General features: G+C 69.1%; 14 protein-coding genes and 1 pseudogene. 6 read left to right on the top strand and 9 right to left on the bottom strand.

Annotated elements, in window-relative coordinates:
* The first annotated feature begins 43 nt into the window (after positions 1 to 43).
* Together ABZ880_RS30495 and ABZ880_RS30490 are read left to right on the top strand one after the other, a co-directional pair.
* Positions 44 to 556, top strand: coding sequence for a hypothetical protein (locus ABZ880_RS30495; protein WP_361269113.1), 513 nt, complete (start codon positions 44 to 46; stop codon positions 554 to 556).
* Between the two features lie 492 nt (positions 557 to 1,048).
* Positions 1,049 to 1,252 carry a hypothetical protein gene (locus tag ABZ880_RS30490; protein WP_361269111.1) on the top strand — a complete coding sequence of 68 codons (204 nt, stop codon included), beginning with the start codon at positions 1,049 to 1,051 and terminating at the stop codon, positions 1,250 to 1,252.
* 283 nt (positions 1,253 to 1,535) lie between these two features.
* On the opposite strand, the pseudogene ABZ880_RS30485 reads toward ABZ880_RS30490, so the two are convergent.
* Positions 1,536 to 2,372: pseudogene (locus tag ABZ880_RS30485) on the bottom strand (helix-turn-helix transcriptional regulator); the annotation flags it as partial.
* Between the two features lie 132 nt (positions 2,373 to 2,504).
* Between ABZ880_RS30485 and ABZ880_RS30480 the strand changes: the two are divergent.
* From ABZ880_RS30480 to ABZ880_RS30470, 3 genes are all read left to right on the top strand, one after another.
* Positions 2,505 to 3,200, top strand: coding sequence for an SDR family oxidoreductase (locus tag ABZ880_RS30480; protein WP_361269108.1), 696 nt, complete (start codon positions 2,505 to 2,507; stop codon positions 3,198 to 3,200).
* Between the two features lie 136 nt (positions 3,201 to 3,336).
* Complete coding sequence (locus tag ABZ880_RS30475; RefSeq protein WP_361269106.1) at positions 3,337 to 3,870, top strand: TetR/AcrR family transcriptional regulator; 534 nt, start codon at positions 3,337 to 3,339, stop codon at positions 3,868 to 3,870.
* 94 nt (positions 3,871 to 3,964) lie between these two features.
* A complete protein-coding gene (locus ABZ880_RS30470) occupies positions 3,965 to 5,407 on the top strand; it encodes an MFS transporter (RefSeq protein WP_361269104.1) in 1,443 nt (480 codons plus the stop codon).
* A 363-nt stretch (positions 5,408 to 5,770) separates the two neighbouring features.
* Here ABZ880_RS30470 and ABZ880_RS30465 read toward each other — a convergent pair whose 3' ends face one another.
* The 4 genes from ABZ880_RS30465 to ABZ880_RS30450 form a co-directional block, all read right to left on the bottom strand.
* The gene (locus ABZ880_RS30465; protein ID WP_361269101.1) at positions 5,771 to 6,610 is read right to left on the bottom strand and encodes a transposase family protein; all 840 of its coding nucleotides are present in this window, start codon (positions 6,608 to 6,610) and stop codon (positions 5,771 to 5,773) included.
* A gap of 53 nt (positions 6,611 to 6,663) precedes the next feature.
* Positions 6,664 to 7,110 (bottom strand): hypothetical protein, encoded by a 447-nt coding sequence (locus tag ABZ880_RS30460; protein WP_361269098.1) that lies wholly within the window; start codon positions 7,108 to 7,110, stop codon positions 6,664 to 6,666.
* Between the two features lie 253 nt (positions 7,111 to 7,363).
* Positions 7,364 to 8,263 (bottom strand): NAD-dependent protein deacetylase, encoded by a 900-nt coding sequence (locus tag ABZ880_RS30455; RefSeq protein ID WP_361269095.1) that lies wholly within the window; start codon positions 8,261 to 8,263, stop codon positions 7,364 to 7,366.
* Between the two features lie 410 nt (positions 8,264 to 8,673).
* Entirely contained in the window at positions 8,674 to 12,846 is a 4,173-nt protein-coding gene (locus ABZ880_RS30450) for a beta-galactosidase (RefSeq protein ID WP_361269093.1), read from the bottom strand.
* A 368-nt stretch (positions 12,847 to 13,214) separates the two neighbouring features.
* Here ABZ880_RS30450 and ABZ880_RS30445 point away from each other — a divergent pair, with 368 nt between their 5' ends.
* Positions 13,215 to 14,063, top strand: a complete 849-nt coding sequence (locus ABZ880_RS30445) for a hypothetical protein (RefSeq protein ID WP_361269091.1) — start codon at positions 13,215 to 13,217, stop codon at positions 14,061 to 14,063.
* 147 nt (positions 14,064 to 14,210) lie between these two features.
* Here the strand turns inward: ABZ880_RS30445 and ABZ880_RS30440 are convergent, their stop codons facing one another.
* The 4 genes from ABZ880_RS30440 to ABZ880_RS30425 all read right to left on the bottom strand — a co-directional run bounded on the left by ABZ880_RS30440 (position 14,211) and on the right by ABZ880_RS30425 (position 16,611).
* A complete protein-coding gene (locus ABZ880_RS30440) occupies positions 14,211 to 15,035 on the bottom strand; it encodes an ATP-binding protein (protein ID WP_361269088.1) in 825 nt (274 codons plus the stop codon).
* Between the two features lie 120 nt (positions 15,036 to 15,155).
* A complete protein-coding gene (gene fabG, locus ABZ880_RS30435) occupies positions 15,156 to 15,860 on the bottom strand; it encodes a 3-oxoacyl-ACP reductase FabG (RefSeq protein WP_361269085.1) in 705 nt (234 codons plus the stop codon).
* The gene (locus ABZ880_RS30430) at positions 15,860 to 16,081 is read right to left on the bottom strand and encodes a hypothetical protein (protein WP_361269082.1); all 222 of its coding nucleotides are present in this window, start codon (positions 16,079 to 16,081) and stop codon (positions 15,860 to 15,862) included. Before ABZ880_RS30430 ends, fabG begins: the two co-directional genes overlap by 1 nt.
* Positions 16,078 to 16,611, bottom strand: coding sequence for a hypothetical protein (locus tag ABZ880_RS30425; RefSeq protein WP_361269078.1), 534 nt, complete (start codon positions 16,609 to 16,611; stop codon positions 16,078 to 16,080). Before ABZ880_RS30425 ends, ABZ880_RS30430 begins: the two co-directional genes overlap by 4 nt.
* Positions 16,612 to 16,677 lie beyond the last annotated feature (66 nt).

Raw genomic sequence — 16,677 nt, 5'->3', positions numbered from 1 at the left:
CGTCAGCAGGTGGGCACGCTACGAGATCGCGGGGGCTGCGGGGATGCAGGAGCGGCAGTGGATCACCGCCCGCCGGAGCGAACTGGACGCCCTCGCCGAGGAGTTGGCCAAGCAGCTTCAGGAGGTCCAGGCCGAGCGGGATGAGCTGGCGATCGCGGAGCGGGTGTTGAACCGCCTGGCCGAGCAGGCCCGGGCCGACGCCGGGGCTGTCGCTCCGGTATCGGCGAAGGTGGCCGGGCGGGCGGTCCTGCTCATCCCGCACCGCAGCGACGCGGTCGACGAGGGTGCGCTGCCCGGCGACTACGCCCGCCGACCGGAGGGCGGCATCTGTAGTCCGTGCAGGAACAGGGAGGCGGACGCCAAGGAGGAATGCGTCGACTGCCGCCGGATGATGATCTCATACCGGCGCCTTCCCGACGGCACCAGCCTCTGTCAGACCTGCGCTCCCAAGAATCTTCAGCCGTGCTGCCGTTGCGGTCGGGTACGCCGGGTCCACGCGCTGACCTCCGACGGGCCGGTATGTGGCGGCTGCTACTCCAGCCCTGCCCGCCTGTGAGGTGTCTGCGGACAGATCGTTCCGATCGTCGCCCGGGCCGACGGCACCAGGCCGGACACCTGCGACCGGTGCTACCAGCGGCACGAGAAGACCTGCGTCATCTGTGAAAGGGTCCGTTGCGGCCACCACATCAACGGTGGCCGGGGCCCGTTCCACTGCGACACGTGCCGTCCTCGCGAAGTGTGCGCATGTGCCCTGTGCGGCCGAGTCGGGAAGGTCAAGGTCTTCTGGCCGCGAGGCCCAGTGTGCGATTCCTGCTACAGAGCAGCTCTGTCGACCCCTGCACCGTGCGCCTCGTGCGGTCGGCATCGCATTCTGATCGGCCAGACAGCCGAGGAAAGCCTCCTGTGCAAGGCGTGCTCGTTCCCCGACGAACCGACCGAGCGATGTTCGGCCTGCAACGAGCCGGCGGACCTCTACTCCGGCCACCGCTGTTCACGTTGCACCCTGGCCGCCCGCGTGACCGATCTACTCTCCGTAGACGGCGCAAGCGTGGCCCAGCCGCTTAAGCCCCTCGCCGTCGTACTGGCCGACGCGGAGAACCCTTACCGCGTCCTGCAGTGGCTGCGCCGAAGTCCCGCCGCCCACCTCCTGCGACGCCTGGTCCTCGATCTCGAAGCACTGAGCCATGACTCCCTCGACACGCTCCGTGCCAGGCGGGACGGTTCGATCATGTGGCCCAGTCGGTGCGGGTAGCGGACCCTGTGCGCTGCCCCAACACAGTGGCGGCGGCCAGGACGAGGCTCCCCAGCAACGGGGGGCTGAGTATCCGGTTCCGAGCAGGGCCGGGAGACCGACCGTACAGACCCTGATGGACACCCGACGTCACCACCGACTACGGGACAGACCCCTTGGCCTGGACAGACCCGCCGGGAACAGCTGGGCGCCGTACCTCGCCGCCCGGCAGCGACAACGGCGGTAGCGACCGACCAGAACGGCCGGCCGGTACCGCCGACTGCTGTCCCGGGGTGCTGTCTTCGGTCAGGGCCTGGGTGCCGATGACGTTGAGGAGCCTGAGCCGGTCGGCAGCGTTGCTGGCAGGAGCGGCGGTATAGGCGACGATGCGCAGATCGCTGCCGGGAGCTACGAGCACGTCGCAGTCGAAGGTGAAGGTGCCGACATCGGGGTGATGGACGGTCTTGGTGTCCGACTCATGGATGCCCACGATGCCCGTGTCCCACAGGCGTGCGAAGTCGGTGCTGACGCCCCGCAGGTCCTTGATCAGGGAGCGCAGGCCGGCATCGGCGGGGTAGCGGGCGGTGGCCGCCCTGAGATCGGCGACCACGGCCGCCTCGAACCGGGCCTCCTGCTCGGGGGTGTGGCTGACCCGGCTGGGCAGGCGGGCGAAGTGCCGCCAGACGATGTTGCGTTCGCGTCCGCGCAGCGCGGACGCGTCTCCGAACAGGGCAGCCCACAACGGGTTCCACAGGATCAGGTTCCATGCGGCGTCATGCACGCTCAGCGGTGAGCCCTCCAGTTGGTCGAGGAGCCTTCGCACCCCTGGAGGTATGTGCGCCGATATCTGCCCGGGGCCGGGCGCCGGCTGGCCCGCGAGGCGATAGAGGTATTCGCGCTCGGCTGCCGACAGCCGCAGGGCGCGGGCCAGCGCGGACAGGACCTGCGCCGACGGGGAGGTGGCCCGGCCCTGTTCAAGGCGGGTGAGGTAGTCCACCGACAGGCCGGCGAGCTGTGCCAGTTCCTCGCGGCGCAGCCCGGCGGCTCGACGTACCCCGCCCGTGGGCAGTCCGACGGTCGCGGGGGCGGTCCGGTCCCGCCAGCCGTGCAGGGCCCTGCCCAGTTCCCTGGATTCGCTCATCGTCCCAGTATCGCGCTGCGATGCCCGAACAGCCTGGTACTGCCAGTCCACTGGCTGAGGTGGGCACTACCTGTCCGTGCGTGGTGCCAGGAGGGTGGAGGCGTCACCACCCCACCGAGCACGGAGTGAAACATGACCACCACATTGATCACCGGAGCCAACAAGGGCCTGGGTTTCGAGACCGCCCGCCGCCTGACTGAGGCCGGGCACACCGTCTATGTCGGGGCACGCGATGCAGACCGCGGTCGGGAGGCGGCCGAGAGGCTCGGCGCCCGCTTCGTTCAGCTCGACGTCACCGACGAGGACTCCGTCAAAGCCGCCGCCGAATTCGTCCGCGCGGACGCCGGCCGTCTCGACGTCCTGGTCAACAACGCCGGGATCGTGGGCGCGCGCAAGCCGGTCGGCGAGGTCACCGGGGCCGACATGGCGACCACGTACGACACGAACGTCTTCGGCGTCGTACGCGTCACGCACGCCTTCCTGCCCCTGCTGGAAGCGAGCGACGCCCCGGTCGTCGTCAACGTCAGCAGCGGTCTGGGCTCGCTGGCGGCGACCGCCGACCCCAGCCGGGTGGAGTTCAAGGTGATGGCGTTGGACTACAACTCCTCCAAGACCGCGCTGGTCATGATCACCTCACAGTATGCCAAGGCTTTCCCCGCCATCCGGTTCAACGCCGTCGACCCCGGCTACACCGCCACCGACCTCAACGGCCACACGGGCACACACACCGTCGAGGAGGGCGCGGAGATCATCGTCCGCATGGCCTCGATCGGCGCCGACGGCCCGACCGGCGGCTTCTTCGACAAGACCGGCCCGGTCGTCTGGTAACGATCCGGGCGCTGATGCGTGGGCGATGGCGGCCCAGCGAATGGGTCGAGGCGTACGCCAGCGGGGTTGGTGCCGCTGGCGGCCCCGTTTGACAGCCGCCATATGTGAGTGGTTAATTGCTTATATGGAAACGAGGATGCGGCAACGCTCCACAGCCGAGGAGCGCCGGGCCACGGTCATGCGTACGGCGATCAAGGCATTCGCCGAGCGCGGGTACTACGGGACCTCGACGATGGACGTGGCCAAGGCCGCCGGCATCTCGCAGGGCTACCTGTACCGGCTCTTCAAGGACAAGCAGACGCTGTTCGCCGCCCTGGTCGACTACTGCTCGGAGCGCCTCAGGGAGGGTGCCGCGGCAGCGGCCGCGTCGGTGCACAGTACCGACCCGGACGCGGTCCTGCGGGCACTGACGGCCTCGTACGGCGAGGTCATCGCGGACCGGGACGTGCTCATGATCCTCAAGCACGCGGAGTGCAGCGCGAGCGAGCCGGCCATCGGCGAGGCGGTCCGCGCCTGCTACGCCAAGCAGGTCGAGTACGTCCGCGCCGTCTCCGGCGCCTCGGACGAGCAGATCCACCGCTACTTCGCCGACGGCCTGCTCAGCAACGTCATGGTGGCGATCGACGCCACCTCCGTCGACGCCCCCTGGGTGCGCACACTGCGCGCCTAGCGGGCGGCATCCTTGGGCCGCTCCCGAGCGGCCCCTTTCTTTGACCCATTATGTAAGCGGTCAACCGCTTACTTCAGAGAGGTTGTGTATCGCCATGTCGTCCCCCTCCTCGCGGCGCGGTACCGGGCTGCTGCTGGCCCTCCTGGCGTTCGCCCAGTTCATCAGCGCCATCGACTACAACATCGTCTACGTCGCCCTTCCGGAGATCGGCCGCGAGGTCGGCTTCGACGCGCAGAACCTCCAGTGGGTCGTCAGCAGCTACGCCGTAGCCTTCGGAGGCTTCCTGCTGCTGGGCGGCCGGGCTGCCGACCTCCTCGGCCACCGCCGCATGTTCGTCACCGCCCTCTCCCTGTACGGCCTGGCCTCCATGGCCGGCGGACTCGCCGGCGACCCAGGACTGCTGGTGGCCGCCCGTGCCGTCCAGGGCCTCGGCGGTGCGCTCCTGCTGCCGGCCACGCTCTCCCTGATCGCCACCACCTTCACCGAGGGCGCCCAGCGCAACCGGGCCCTCGCCATCTGGGGCGGCGCCGGAGCCGTCGGTCTCGCGCTCGGCTCCCTGCTGGGCGGCATCCTGACCAACTACCTCGGCTGGGAAGCCGTCTTCTACGTCAACGTCCCCCTCGCCCTGGGCGCCGCCGCGGCCGCCTTCGCCATCATCCCCGCCGACGCTCCCCGCGAACACGGCCGCAGCTTCGACCTGACCGGCGCGCTGACCGCCACCATCGGCTTCACCGCCCTCGTCTTCGGCGTCGTACAGGGCCCCGAAGCCGGCTGGGGCTCCGCCGAGACCCTCATCGCCCTGCTCGGTGGCGCACTATTCATCGGACTGTTCCTGCTCATCGAGGCCCGCACCACCCACCCGTTGATGCCGCTGCGCCTGTTCCGCAACCGCAGCCTGGTCGCCGCGATGGGCATCACCTTCGTCTTCATGGGCACCTTCGGCGCCCAGTACTACTTCTTCACCGTCTACCTGCAAAACGTCCGAGGCTACGGCGCCCTGGCCACCGGCCTGGCCTTCATCCCCGCCGCGCTGATCGGCATGGCCGGCACCAAGCTGAGCGAGAAACTGCTCGGCAAGCTCGGCCCCCGCACCACGATCATCACCGGCCTGCTCGTCGGCGGCGCAGGCATGGCCGTCCTCGCCGCCGCCATGTCCCCCAACGGCGGCTACCCGATCCTGCTGCCCGGCGTGATCCTGCTCAGCCTGGGCCAGGGCATCGCCTGGACGGCGATGTTCGTCGCGGCCACCAACGGCGTCGACGCCCACCACCAGGGCATCGCCTCCGCCATGGCCTCCACCACCCAGCAGATCGGCTCCGCCGTCGGCCTGGCGATCCTGGTCGCCATCGCCAACGCGGGCGTCCACACCACCACGGGCCCGGATCTCGTCCCCGGCCTGCGCACCGCAGGATTCACCGCCGCCGCCCTCACCCTCCTCGGCGTCGCAATCGCCCTGACCCTGCGCCGCCCCGCCCCCAACCCGCCAACCACCTCCACCAGCACGAAGCAGCGAACGGAATCCAACATCCCCGCCTGAGCCAAAGACGTCGCCGATCACCCCACCCACCTCAAGGACGATCGGCGACGTCCGACAACCGGCCACGATCAGCCCCGGCATCAGGGCCGGGCGCGCCGCACCCGGCTCCCCGGCCACTCACCAAAATTCGCTGCAATACTCTGCGAGTTGCAGGAAAACGCCCTCTTGGCGCCAGTTTTCATTGCTCGACCCCCGGGCCGGGCTATGGGGCTGCTCACCCCACGGGCGAATACTGCAACCCCCGAATACCTACACTTCACCAGTGAGAAGTGTGCAGGCTGAAGTTGCTGGTCGCGGGGCTGGTGTGCGTGGCCATCAGGATGCTCATGCTGGTCGCTGGGTGACTTTGGTGAAGATCGTCGGTCATCGAGCGATTTCGCGGTTCGTGAGGACCAGCAAGGCCCGGACCAGGGCGGTCGCCCAGGCGGGGTCGGTGCGTACCTTGCCGAGGACGCGCCAGTTCTTGAGGTGGGCGAAGCCGTGTTCGACGGGTGCCCGGACGGCCGCCAGTGCCGTGTTGGACAGCTTCTGGCCTCGCGTCAGGGGCCGGTTCCGGGCGGCCTTGTAGCCGGTGATCACCGCCGGGTCGGCGTCGGGGCCGCCGTCGTCGAGGCCGACGAATCCCAGGGCGGCGATGACTCCGAGCCCGACTTCCCGCAGTTTCCGGGTGAGCTTGTCGTGTCGGCAGGCGGTGATCTCCGAGGTGCGCCCGGGGCGGGCCGCCGAGATCCACAGAAGTCGGCCCCGGTCGTCGGTGAGGGCGATCACGAGCAGGCCGTGGCACTTGTTCTTGCCGGAATAGTTCTTCCGGTTCTCCTTCCCGGTTCTGCGCCGGGTACGGATCGCCGATCCGTCCAGCAGTACGATGCCGCCACCCATTCGGGCGATCTTCTTCAGGGCCCGGTCCAGGCGTGGGGCGCGGGCGGCGAGCAGGCCGACGACCTCCCTCACCCACCGGGTCACCGTGGTGCGGTGCACTCCGTTGCCGCCGGCCAGGTCGCCGGGCCGCTGGTCACAGCGCAGCACCGCCAGCACGATGGTGGCGATCTTCCCCGCAGGCAGGACGCGCCACCGCGAGCCGATCTTCTTGAGGTGGCCGCGTATCAGGCAGGCGAGCCAGTTCAGGGTGGCACTCGACAGCGGCAGGCGGGCGGTGTAAACAAGGCCGTCAGGGCCCTCGACGGAACTGTTGTCTTTCTTCACACCAAACTCAACTGCCGTTGGGGGCCCGTCAGTTACGGGCGCGCCCCGCGCGACTACGGACGTGCCGTGAACCGACCGTCGCCCCGCTTGTGTAGCCAGCCGCGGTCGGCGAGCTTGGTGATCTTCGCCCGCAAAGGTTCCAGCTTGCCGCGCACCGACGCGTCCAGCCCCAGCCGCTCGCCGACCGCCCTGCCCTGCACCGGGCCGTCGGCCTCCCGCACAATCGCCAAGATCTTGCGGTAGTCGCCGGGCAGCGCACCCTCGTCGGCCGCGTCGCTGCGGTGCGGGATGAGCGAAAGGGCCCGCCCGGCCACCTTCGCCGATACTGGAGCGACAGTCTCGGCGCCGGCCTGGGCCTGCTCGGCCAGGTGGTTCAACACCCGTTGCGCGATCGCCAGTTCGTCCCGCTCGACCTGGACCTCCTGAAGCTGCTTGGCCAACTCCTCGGCGAGGGCGTCCAGTTCGCTCCGGCGAGCGGTGATCCACTGCCGCTCCTGCATCCCCGCAGCCCCCGCGATCTCGTAGCGTGCCGACCTGCTGACGGATCGTAGGCGGGGGTCGGTCGCGGTCGCAGCCGAACCCGGCATCCCGCCGGAGCCGGACCCGCCCGATGATCTACACCATGGTCATCGGCCACCGACCAGCGCGAGTACCCGAGTCATCACTCACACCAGACCCGTGACCTGCGAATTCACGATGCACACCACTCATTGGGCCGGTGAGCTGGAGAGCCGCCGGCGCGGCGGATGCCGGTCAGGTCGTCGCCGGGTCGTCGAGGGGGACACCCAGCCGGTCGGCCACGGTGGTGAGGGCCGTTCCCAGGGGAAGCGCGACGCGGGTGAGGGCGTGCGGGTCGCCCCGGGTGGGGTCCAGGTTGACGATCAGTACCGGTTTTTCGGCCTGGGCTGCCTGGCGGACGAACCGGAGCCCGGACATCACCGTCAGCGAGGAGCCCAGCACCAGCAGCGAAGCCGCCTCACGGACCAGGCTGCGGCAGTGCTCCACCCGCCGCGGCGGAACGGGTTCGCCGAAGAAGACCACATCCGGCTTGAGGATGCCGCCGCAGAGCGTGCAGGCAAGAACGCGGAAGTCGCCGACCTGTTCGTCGGTGAGGTCGGCGTCACCGTCCGGGTTGATGGCGGCGGCCGCCGGTGCGAAGCCTGGATTGGCCGCCTCCAGCCGGCGGGCGAGTTCGCGGCGCGGGCTGGAGGCGCCGCAGGAAAGGCAGAGGACCCGTTCCAGGCTTCCGTGGAGTTCTACGACGCCTTCGCTGCCGGCGGCCTGGTGCAGACCGTCGACGTTCTGGGTGATCACACTAGAGAGCAGTCCGCGTCGTGCGAACGCGGCCACCGCTCGGTGCCCGGCGTTGGGGCGGGCGCGGCCGAAGGTGCGCCAGCCGAGGTGGCTGCGCGCCCAGTACCGGCGCCTGGCCTGGGTGCTGGCGGTGAAGTCCTGGTAGGTCATCGGGGTGTGCCGGCTCAGGCTCCCGCCCTCGCTGCGGTAGTCGGGGATGCCCGACTCCGTGGAGAGGCCCGCCCCGCTCATGACCAGCACACCGCCGACGCTCAGCAGGTCGGCGAGCGGACCCAGATCCGTGGTGCCGGGAGGCAGGGCTCCGGCGGGGGTCCAGCTCAAAGTGGGGCGCATGCGCATGACGCCAGAGTACGCAAACCGCGATCGAGGCCTTCGTGTGCTTGCGGGACCGGTTTCCTCCGGTGGCAGCAGACGCAGGTGCGGGGAGGCCGGCGCACCTTCTTCTGCCTCCAACCACGAACCACTGGCCATTGCAGCCCACGGCGCGGTATGAACCCTGGCTGACCGGCTCGCTCGCCGAGGGCGCCGCAGCCTGCCCCGGTCAGTGGTCGCCCTGTACTTCCTGCGCAGCGCTGCGTCCGACGCCCACCGGAGGAAGAAACTCCCGTGGGGCCGGTCCCGACCCTCAGCAGAGGCAGAAGCAGGCGCCCAAAACGATTGTTGCGGAGCGCGGGATGAGACGTAGCCGTTCCCGCGCCCCGCATGTGTCAGCTGCACCGTGCCTTGCGAGGACGGTCGCAGCGCGCTTTTCAGCTGCAGGTGAGAGTCGGCTGCGCCCAGTCGCCGTGGTCGTTGCCGTTTCCGTCGCCGGCGTCACCGACCTTGAGGTCGAGCACTTGGGCGCCGCTGACGTCGACATCGATCGGCACGGCGGCCTGTTTGCCGCGGATCGTCGGCGTGGTCACCAAGGTCTTGCCGTCGGCGATCACGGAGAACGTCACCGTTCCCGCACCACCCGTCTCGTCGTCGACACCGACGTTCGCCGTCAACCGGGAGCAGTTGCCGGCGAGGTAGAGCTGCACGGCGCTGACGGAGTTGGTGCCCAGGCCCTTGGTGTAGCCGACACCGGCGATGGTGATCGGACGGCCGTCACCGGCTGCCTGCTCGCCGACGCTGCTGTCGCGTTCCACCGGACCCCATCCGTTGGTGGAGGACAGGAACGGCAGGTCGCTCACTGCGCTCTTGCCGGCTGGTGGGGCCGGCGGGATCCCGCGGACGATGCGCTCGTCCTGGCTCGAGGCCTGTTGTCCGTTCTGCCGGTAGTGCACCGTGGCCGTGATGGCCGAGGCGGAGGGCAGGGTCTCCGTGGGTGGTTGGACCTTCCAGGTGATGGTGGCCGATGCGCCGGGTTGCAGGCGCTTGACCGATGTCGGACTCGTGGCACTCGCACTCCAGCCGTCCGGCATGGTGAGCGAGGCTGTCAGCCGGGAGGCGGCGGGCCTGTCCTTCGGTACCCGCACCGTCGCCTCGGCAGTGAAGGCCTGCCCCGACGCGGCGGTGTTGGGCACGTCCAGGGTGACATCCGCTCCCGGACGCTTCGGCATCGCGTACTTCTGAGGGTCGTAGCGGGGGCTGTCGTTCTGCGCGACCCGCAGGGACGAGGCGTAGCTGGCGTAGTTGGTGAGCGCGACCTTGCCGAGGCCGCCGGTGGTGCCGTCCAGGTTCCATACGGCGATGGCGATGCTGTTGCGGCCGTGCGGGTTCAGGATGCCGTTGGGGACCGGGAAGGTGTGCTGGGGGCCGAGGTAGTTGACGTAGTTGCCGACCTGCCAGCCGTTCACGAAGATCGTGGCACGGTACTTGCGTGAGGGGTCGTCGGTGAAGGTCAGTCCGAGCGAGGTGTCCTGGCCGCGTGGCAGGTCCAGGTTGGCGTCGGTGCGGTACCAGGAGACCCCGGGACGGGTGTCGGTCGTCGGCAGGGAGACCCGGTTCCACTTGGCGTCCGGGTAGCCCGGCAGGGACCAGCCGGCCCGCTCGCCGTACAGGCCGCCGGTCGAGAGCGGACCGCGCACGGTGTCCTGCAGGTCCTCGCCGCCGCGTACGCCCTGGACCCGCCAGGTGAGGGAGGTCAGCGGGGCTCCGACGAGGGAGGCGCTGGTCAGCCCGCGTGCGGTCTTGTTGCCGTTGGTGGAGTTGTAGTCCTCCTCGTGTCCCATGTTCACGGTGAGCACGGAGATGACGTTGTCGCCCTTGGACTTGACCGCACCGGCCGGGAAGGTGAAGTCGGCGCTGCCTGTGGTGGAGCTGCCCAGGAAGGTGCCGTTGAGCCAGGCGGAGACTGCCTGGGCGTCTCCGCCGGAGTCCGAGACGAGGTGGAGGCGGGTCTCCTTGTCGGTGGCGCGGAAGCGGCCGCGGTACCAGGTGTTGCCGGTGTGGAAACCGTAGTCGTCCGCGTAGAGCACCGGCAGGGAGTTGACGCCGGAGACGCTGTTGGTGGTTGTCTTGTCGGCCACCTGCCAGCTGGAGTCGTCGAAACCGGGTGCCGCTTCGGGGGACTCCTCGGTGTGCTTCCAGTTGGTCAGTGTCGGCAGGTGTATCGGTGCGGCCGCCGGGATCTTCCCGGTGAGGCTTGGCGTGTCGGCGGTCTGGGCGTCCAACGCCCTGCCGTTCCAGGTGACTTGGTCGGCGGAGGTGAATACCTCGATGTTCTTGTCGTCGGCGTTGTCCCCGGTGAGCGCCATGGTGCGGCCGCCGTTCAGGGGGGTCGCGGTGCGCAGCAGGTGGGTGCCGCGGACGAGTACCGGGCCGCTCGCGGTGTCCTGGCGCCAGAAGGTCTTGGCCGTGGCCTTGTCGGCGACGAGCAGCAGCAGCGGGCGCTTCCCGCCGCCGGTGATGCTGATGCGGATCAGGCCCTTGTGGGTGTAGTTCAGCCGCAGGTCACCGGTGGCCTCGTCCCAGGTGGTCGTGGCCGTGCCGCCGGTGGTGGTGACGGTGGGCCTGGAGGCGTAGCGGAGGACGGTCTCTCCGTCGCTGCCGTCGTTGCCGTAGAGGACGGCGACGTCCCGGTCGCCGATGGCCGCGCTGGTCATGATCTCCGAGGTGGAGTACTGCAACTGCGTGTCGCCGAGCCGGTAGTTGGCCACGATCACGTGGGAGTCGCGTCCGTCGAGGGTGATCGCGGTGCCCGGCTGCTGGGGCACGACCGGGTAGGTCGGTTCGGCGGTTGCGGCTGTCGGCACGTCGATGGCGTCGATGGCCACGTAGTTGTCCGTGGATCCCGAGCTGTGGTTCCCGGCGACGACGATCTTCAGCGTGTGGGCCCCGGGTGTCAGGCCGGTCTTCTGGAAGAGCACGGCCTGGTTCTCGCCGCCGGAGTCGTCGACCGTGGCCACCTTGGTGCCGTCGAGGTAGACGTCGGCATAGCCGTGGTTGTTGGTCTTCGAGCCGATCCAGCGGATCGCGGTGCCGTCGAAGGGGACGGTGAGTGAGTCACCGGCCTTGTTGGAGAACGACTCGGTGTGCTTGTAGTCGCCGCCGGTGTAGCTGGTGTTGGCCACGTGCGACCAGGAACCGGCGTACTGCAGCGCGGAGTCGGGGTCGTCCCAGGTGTAGATGGTGTCCGCGGCCGGCTGTGCGTTGAAGTCCAGTGCGATGTGCGTCTTGTCGACCGTCGTGGATGTGGAGTTGCCGTGCCGCAGGACGTGGAACTGTGTCTTGGTGTCGGGGTTCATCCGGGCGGTGTCGACGACCGAAGAGTCGTCCGGCGGCGTGGCCCTGATCGCCTCGGTCTTGGTCAGCGGGGCGACCGACTGCGTGAAGTAGCCGATCAGCTTGTCCTCGTCGTACTTCGGATCGAGCTGGCGGGTCTCGCGGATCGCGGCCCCGTAGTCGTACGACGTGTAGTTCCGCGGCATGCTCAGCCAGCCCCAGTTGGTGCCGCCGTAGGTCATGTAGAAGCTCTGCGCGGTCGCGCCGACGGCTATGTTCTGCTTGTAGAACACGTTGGCGAACTGGTCGTTGATGAGCTCGGCGCACTTGTCGTAGCCCGGCCCGCCCCAGGGGTCGAAGGCGCCGCCCTGGAACTCCGGCGAGTACAGCGGTTTGCCGGCCGGGTGGTCGTAGCTGATGTCGGGGACGCCGTTCCACTTCGAGGGGTTGGAGCAGTCGAAGCCCTGCGGGTAGGAGTCGGGGCCGTCGACGTCCAGGGCGCCGGTGCCTGAGTTGAAGGTGCCGTTGTTGTTGCCGGTCAGCGGCACGGTGATGCCGTCGGCGCGGGCCTTGTCCTCCAGGTGCTTCATGTAGGAGTGGCCGGCGGCGGAGCCGTTGTAGTACTCGTTCTCGACCTGGTAGGCGATGACCGACCCGGTGCCGTTGGTCAGTTGGTGGCGGGCGATGATCCGGTCGATCTGCGTCAGCCACTCGTCCGCGTACTTCAGGAACTGCGGGTCGTCACTGCGGTTGTGTCCGGCCTTGGTGGTCAGCCAGCCGGGCAGGCCGCCGCCGTCGACCTCCGCGTTGATGTACGGCGCGGGGCGGGCGATGACGTAGAGCCCGGCCTCCTCGGCCATGTCGAGCAGCTTGTCGACGTCACGTACCCCGCTGAAGTCGTACACACCCGGTTTCGGTGAGTGGTATCCCCAGTCGAAGTAGAGCGAGGTGGAGTTGAAGCCGGCGGCCTTCATCTTCTGGAAGATGTCGCGCCACAGGTCCGGGCTCGGGAGCCGGAAGTAGTGGAACTCGCCGGACCACAGGTAGGTGCGTTTGCCGTCGACGAGGAACGAGTAGCCGTCGAGACTCACCGTGTGCGCCTGCGGGTCGGCGGCTGGGGCGGCGGCGGGTGCCTGCCCGCCGGCCTCCTGCGCCGCGGCGGGGGCGGTCATGCCGGTGGCCAGGGCGAGGGCCGCGGCCGTCGCGAGGAGTGCCTTCCACCACCTCTGGCGGCCGGGTCTCGCAGGCTCCGGACCGATCCGATTACTCCGCACTTCGGCCTCCAAACCGACTGAGCAATCAGCATCAAACAGACTCACGCAAAGCCGAACAGTACGGCCGCACACTGCTCAACACAATGGGGCGGGAGAGCACGGTTGTTGTGGCATGGACAGCGTCGAAGCGGCATGTATGAGCGGCCGCTGACTACTTGTCATGGCAAACAGCCATTCGGTGGCCGGGGACTGGCGGGACGTCGGGAATCCTCGGCGGGCCGGTCGTAGCGGAAGGCGCTGTCCTGACCGGTGCGGTCCCGATTCACCCTCTCGTCGACGGCCTGCGATCGTGCGTGGCGGATATTCGGTCACCGCTCGGGTAGGACAGTGATCCATCGGTCCACTCGAGGAACTCGGAGGGACACGGCGTGCAGGGAGTGGTCCGCCTGCTGGTCGGCGGTGAGATCGTCGTGGCCAGGTACGGGGATCTGATCGACGACGTACTGCAGGAGCCGCTGTACTGCCCCCGCTGCGGTCGTACGACGGGGTTGACCCTGGTGGCTCGCGGGCGAGCGGCGTATCTGGAGTGCGCCGAGGGCCACGAATGGAGTGATCCCGAGGTGGCCGCTTGTGGGGTACGGCAGTTGCTGCACCTGGGTGCCTCGGGTGCGGAGGGCCGGTTTCCCGGCGCGGTGGTCAGGGTCGACATGCTGCCGCGGATCACCGAGGACCACACCTTGCACCCACCTTCGCCCAGCGCCCCCGAGCGTCAACTGCGTTGGGAGGGCCTGGTCTTGACCACGACGGGAATTCCCCCGCTGACCGACTGTCTGCACTGGGCGCGGCGGTTGTGCGTCTGGGCGGTGCCCACCGACGGAGACGTCTACGAATGGTTGTACCCGCCCGCCGGCGGCAACGCTCTCGACGCGCACATGGCCGTCGTACTCGTCGCGCTGGCTCTCTACACGGCCTCCGCGGAAGGAGAGTTGCCCCGGTGCGAGCAAGTGTCGTTGGACCGGGCGGTGCACCTGCTGACGGGTGAGGAACTGCGCCGGGTGCGCCCGACCGGCGCCGCCGGCCTGGGCGGGAGACTGCGCGTGACCGATGTCCACCGGCTCGCGACGGCGTTGCCGGAGACCTTCGAGCGCTGGCGCCGGGCCGCCCACCGAGTGCTCCAAGTGAACCTCGACGACCGGGATTCCGAGCGATTGGCGGACCGCAACGGGCACCTGCCCACGACGGCCGACGACCTCACCTGGTACGGCGAACAGCCCTGATCCCCGGCAAGGCGCGGCGCGCCCAAGCGGCAGCGTACCCGCGGCGCCCCACACGTCCGGCTCACCCCCGCCGGCGACGGCAACTCAACAGCCATCAGGAGCGGTTGAGTTGACCGGCGCCGGTGGGGGAGGGTCCGCTGTGGTGGGTCAGAAGCGCATCGCGTACCCGATGCGTCGGCGCAGGGACTTGGTGCGCTGTGCTTCGTGGAACCGGTCGTCCTCTTCCAGGACCTCGATGGCCTTGCGGACGCGGACGCCGGCCTGGTCGATGGCTTCGTCGAGCGGCATCACCAGCGGCAGATCGAAGATGTCGATGATCTTTGCCACGCGTTCGCGGACGCTGCCGCCCACCACGTGGTACGGGATCTGCAGCTCTTCGAGTGTTTCGATCAGAAGGTCGTCGGACAGTTTCCGGAACTTCTCGGACACCGGCCGGTGCCCGTCGGCCTTCATGGCGAACTCCACGGGCAGGTGGACGTAGGCGTCGTAGATCCGCTTGGCGCGGGCCTTGGTGACGGCCCCGTAGGCGTCCATGTACTGGCGGTAGAACCGCTTCACCGGCAGCCCGGCGATGTTCTTCACGGCCTTGGTGAGGAGGCCGGCTCCCGGGTTGATGCCGACGCGCATCCGGGCCTCCCCGTAGATCCACTCGTGGATCACGGACCCGTCCGAGATGAACGGTCCCGTCCCCGCCTCGTGGTGGATGCGTTCCTCGAGTCGCCGCAGCCCGAGCATCGTCAGTTCCGACGCGCTCAGTTCCTGGACCTGTTTGCCCGGGACGAGGTCCATCAGGATCTCGCGGGAGGTCATGGCATGGGTGCGCGGAATGCCGGTGGCTATCGACAGGGCCTCGGTCGTGGTGCTCTTGCCGCTGGAGTACGTGCCGGAGATGGCCAGGTGGAGGCCGCGCTCCGGGACGGGGGCGGCGGATGCCGAGGCTGTGTGGACGGCGGGAGTGCTTGTGTCACTCATGGGTGTTCTCTTCTCGTCATGAAGGTCGGTGGTAGCCGGTGATGTTGGGGATGTCGTGGAGGCCGTGGCCGTGGAACCGGTGGCGCCTGCGGTGGGTTGCTGCCGCTGGGCGGTCTGGTGTCATCCGCCCAGGCCCAGGCCGCCGCTGACGGGCAGGACGGCTCCGGTGACGTAGCGGCCCGAGTCGCCCGTCAGGTACCGCACCGCGGCGGCGACGTCCTCCACCTGCCCGGAGTGGCCCAACGGCGTGATGGACAGCAGGTGTTCGCGTCGGCGGTCGGTGATCTCGCGGCTCATGTCCGTGTCGATCAGGCCCGGCGCGACGACGTTCACCGTGATGTTGCGGGGGCCCAGTTCCCAGGCGAGGGAGCGGGCCATGCCCAGCATTCCGGCTTTGGCGGCCCCGTAGTTGACCTGTCCCGGTGCGCCGTACGCGTACGTCATCGACGACATCAGCACGATCCGGCCCCAGCGGGCCCGCACCATGCCGCGCACGGCGCGCCGTACCGTGCGGAAGGCGCCGTGGAGGTTCACGTCGACGACGTCGGTGAAGTCCCGCTCGTCCATGCGCAGGAACAGCGTGTCGCGGGTGATGCCCGCGTTCACGACGAGGGTCTCGACCGGCCCGTGTTCGGCCTCCACCTTCTCGAACGCGGTGTCGATGCTCTGCGTGTCCGTCATTTCGGCGCGTACGGCGAACAGCCCGGCGGGCGGTTCGGTGTCGCGGTGCGTGATGGCGACGCGGTCGCCGTCCGCGGCGAGGGCGCGGGCAACCGCGAGTCCGATGCCGCGGTTGCCCCCGGTGATCAGGACCGAGCGTCCCATCAGTGACTCCCTTGCTTCCCGGTGGCGTCCTCGTGAGGTGCAGGACGGCGATGGGTGCTCCGGCGGTGGGCGAGCGTGAGATTCGCGGCCGCCGTCACGGCGATCAGTGAGCCGATCTCCCCTTGGCTGGGGACCTTGCAGGGGTCGCCCGGGAGGGCGGCGTACAGGTCGCCGTCGCTCGCGTGGGCGTCCCGTTGGAGCTCGTGCTCGGTGTTCCTCATCGGCGCGCCCCGCCTCCGCTGCCCGCGGCGGCGCACGGCTGCGGACCGTTGACGAAGAGGTGCTGGACGGCCGCGGCGAGTCGCCCCGCGGTCAGCGCGTTCGGCAACACTCGCCGGGCGAAACGGGGACTGGTCGGCAGTCCGTCGTGTGTCTCCTCCGCCAGCAGTGGAGGCAGGAGCGCCACCGGTGTTCGGGACAGGGCGGCGTCGCTGTCCTTGAGGAAGCGGGCGGCCCGGTCCCGGTGAGCGTCGGGCAGCCAGTCCAGGAACGGCAGCTGCAACTCGACGACCTCGTCGTCCACCATCTGGTCGGGACCGGCGGTGAGGGAATGGAGCAGATGGCAGGGCGCGGCCTGCAGTTCCTGCCGCAGCATCGGTATGCGGCTGTGGGCCTCGTCGAGCAGGACCAGCAGCGGTCGTTCCCTTTCGATGTGCTCGCGCACCATCGCCAGTTGGTTTTCGTCGGGCCAGATTCCGGTGGGTGTCCAGTGCCGCGTGCCGGGTTGCGGTGTCGGCTCCTTCCAGAGCACTCGGGCAGGTCCTTCGAGTACGACGAGTACGTTTCCGAATCGTAACGTCGGTGAAAAACGCATGGC

Origin of the sequence: Streptomyces sp. NPDC047043 (assembly GCF_040644055.1) — a bacterium.
Taxonomy (GTDB): Bacteria; Actinomycetota; Actinomycetes; order Streptomycetales; family Streptomycetaceae; genus Streptomyces.
The sequence above is the reverse complement of the archived record's forward strand: the minus strand, read 5'-3'. Positions and strand labels throughout refer to the sequence as shown.

Bases quoted from the DNA above. Each gene is read 5' to 3' on its own strand.
- ABZ880_RS30455 (WP_361269095.1), bottom strand. From the start codon at position 8,263: ATGCGCATGCGCCCCACTTTGAGCTGGACCCCCGCCGGAGCCCTGCCT.
- ABZ880_RS30475 (WP_361269106.1), top strand. From the start codon at position 3,337: ATGCGGCAACGCTCCACAGCCGAGGAGCGCCGGGCCACGGTCATGCGT.
- ABZ880_RS30460 (WP_361269098.1), bottom strand. From the start codon at position 7,110: ATGCAGGAGCGGCAGTGGATCACCGCTCGCCGGAGCGAACTGGACGCC.
- ABZ880_RS30440 (WP_361269088.1), bottom strand. From the start codon at position 15,035: ATGAGTGACACAAGCACTCCCGCCGTCCACACAGCCTCGGCATCCGCC.
- ABZ880_RS30470 (WP_361269104.1), top strand. From the start codon at position 3,965: ATGTCGTCCCCCTCCTCGCGGCGCGGTACCGGGCTGCTGCTGGCCCTC.
- ABZ880_RS30495 (WP_361269113.1), top strand. From the start codon at position 44: ATGCAGGAGCGGCAGTGGATCACCGCCCGCCGGAGCGAACTGGACGCC.
- ABZ880_RS30430 (WP_361269082.1), bottom strand. From the start codon at position 16,081: ATGAGGAACACCGAGCACGAGCTCCAACGGGACGCCCACGCGAGCGAC.
- fabG (WP_361269085.1), bottom strand. From the start codon at position 15,860: ATGGGACGCTCGGTCCTGATCACCGGGGGCAACCGCGGCATCGGACTC.
- ABZ880_RS30480 (WP_361269108.1), top strand. From the start codon at position 2,505: ATGACCACCACATTGATCACCGGAGCCAACAAGGGCCTGGGTTTCGAG.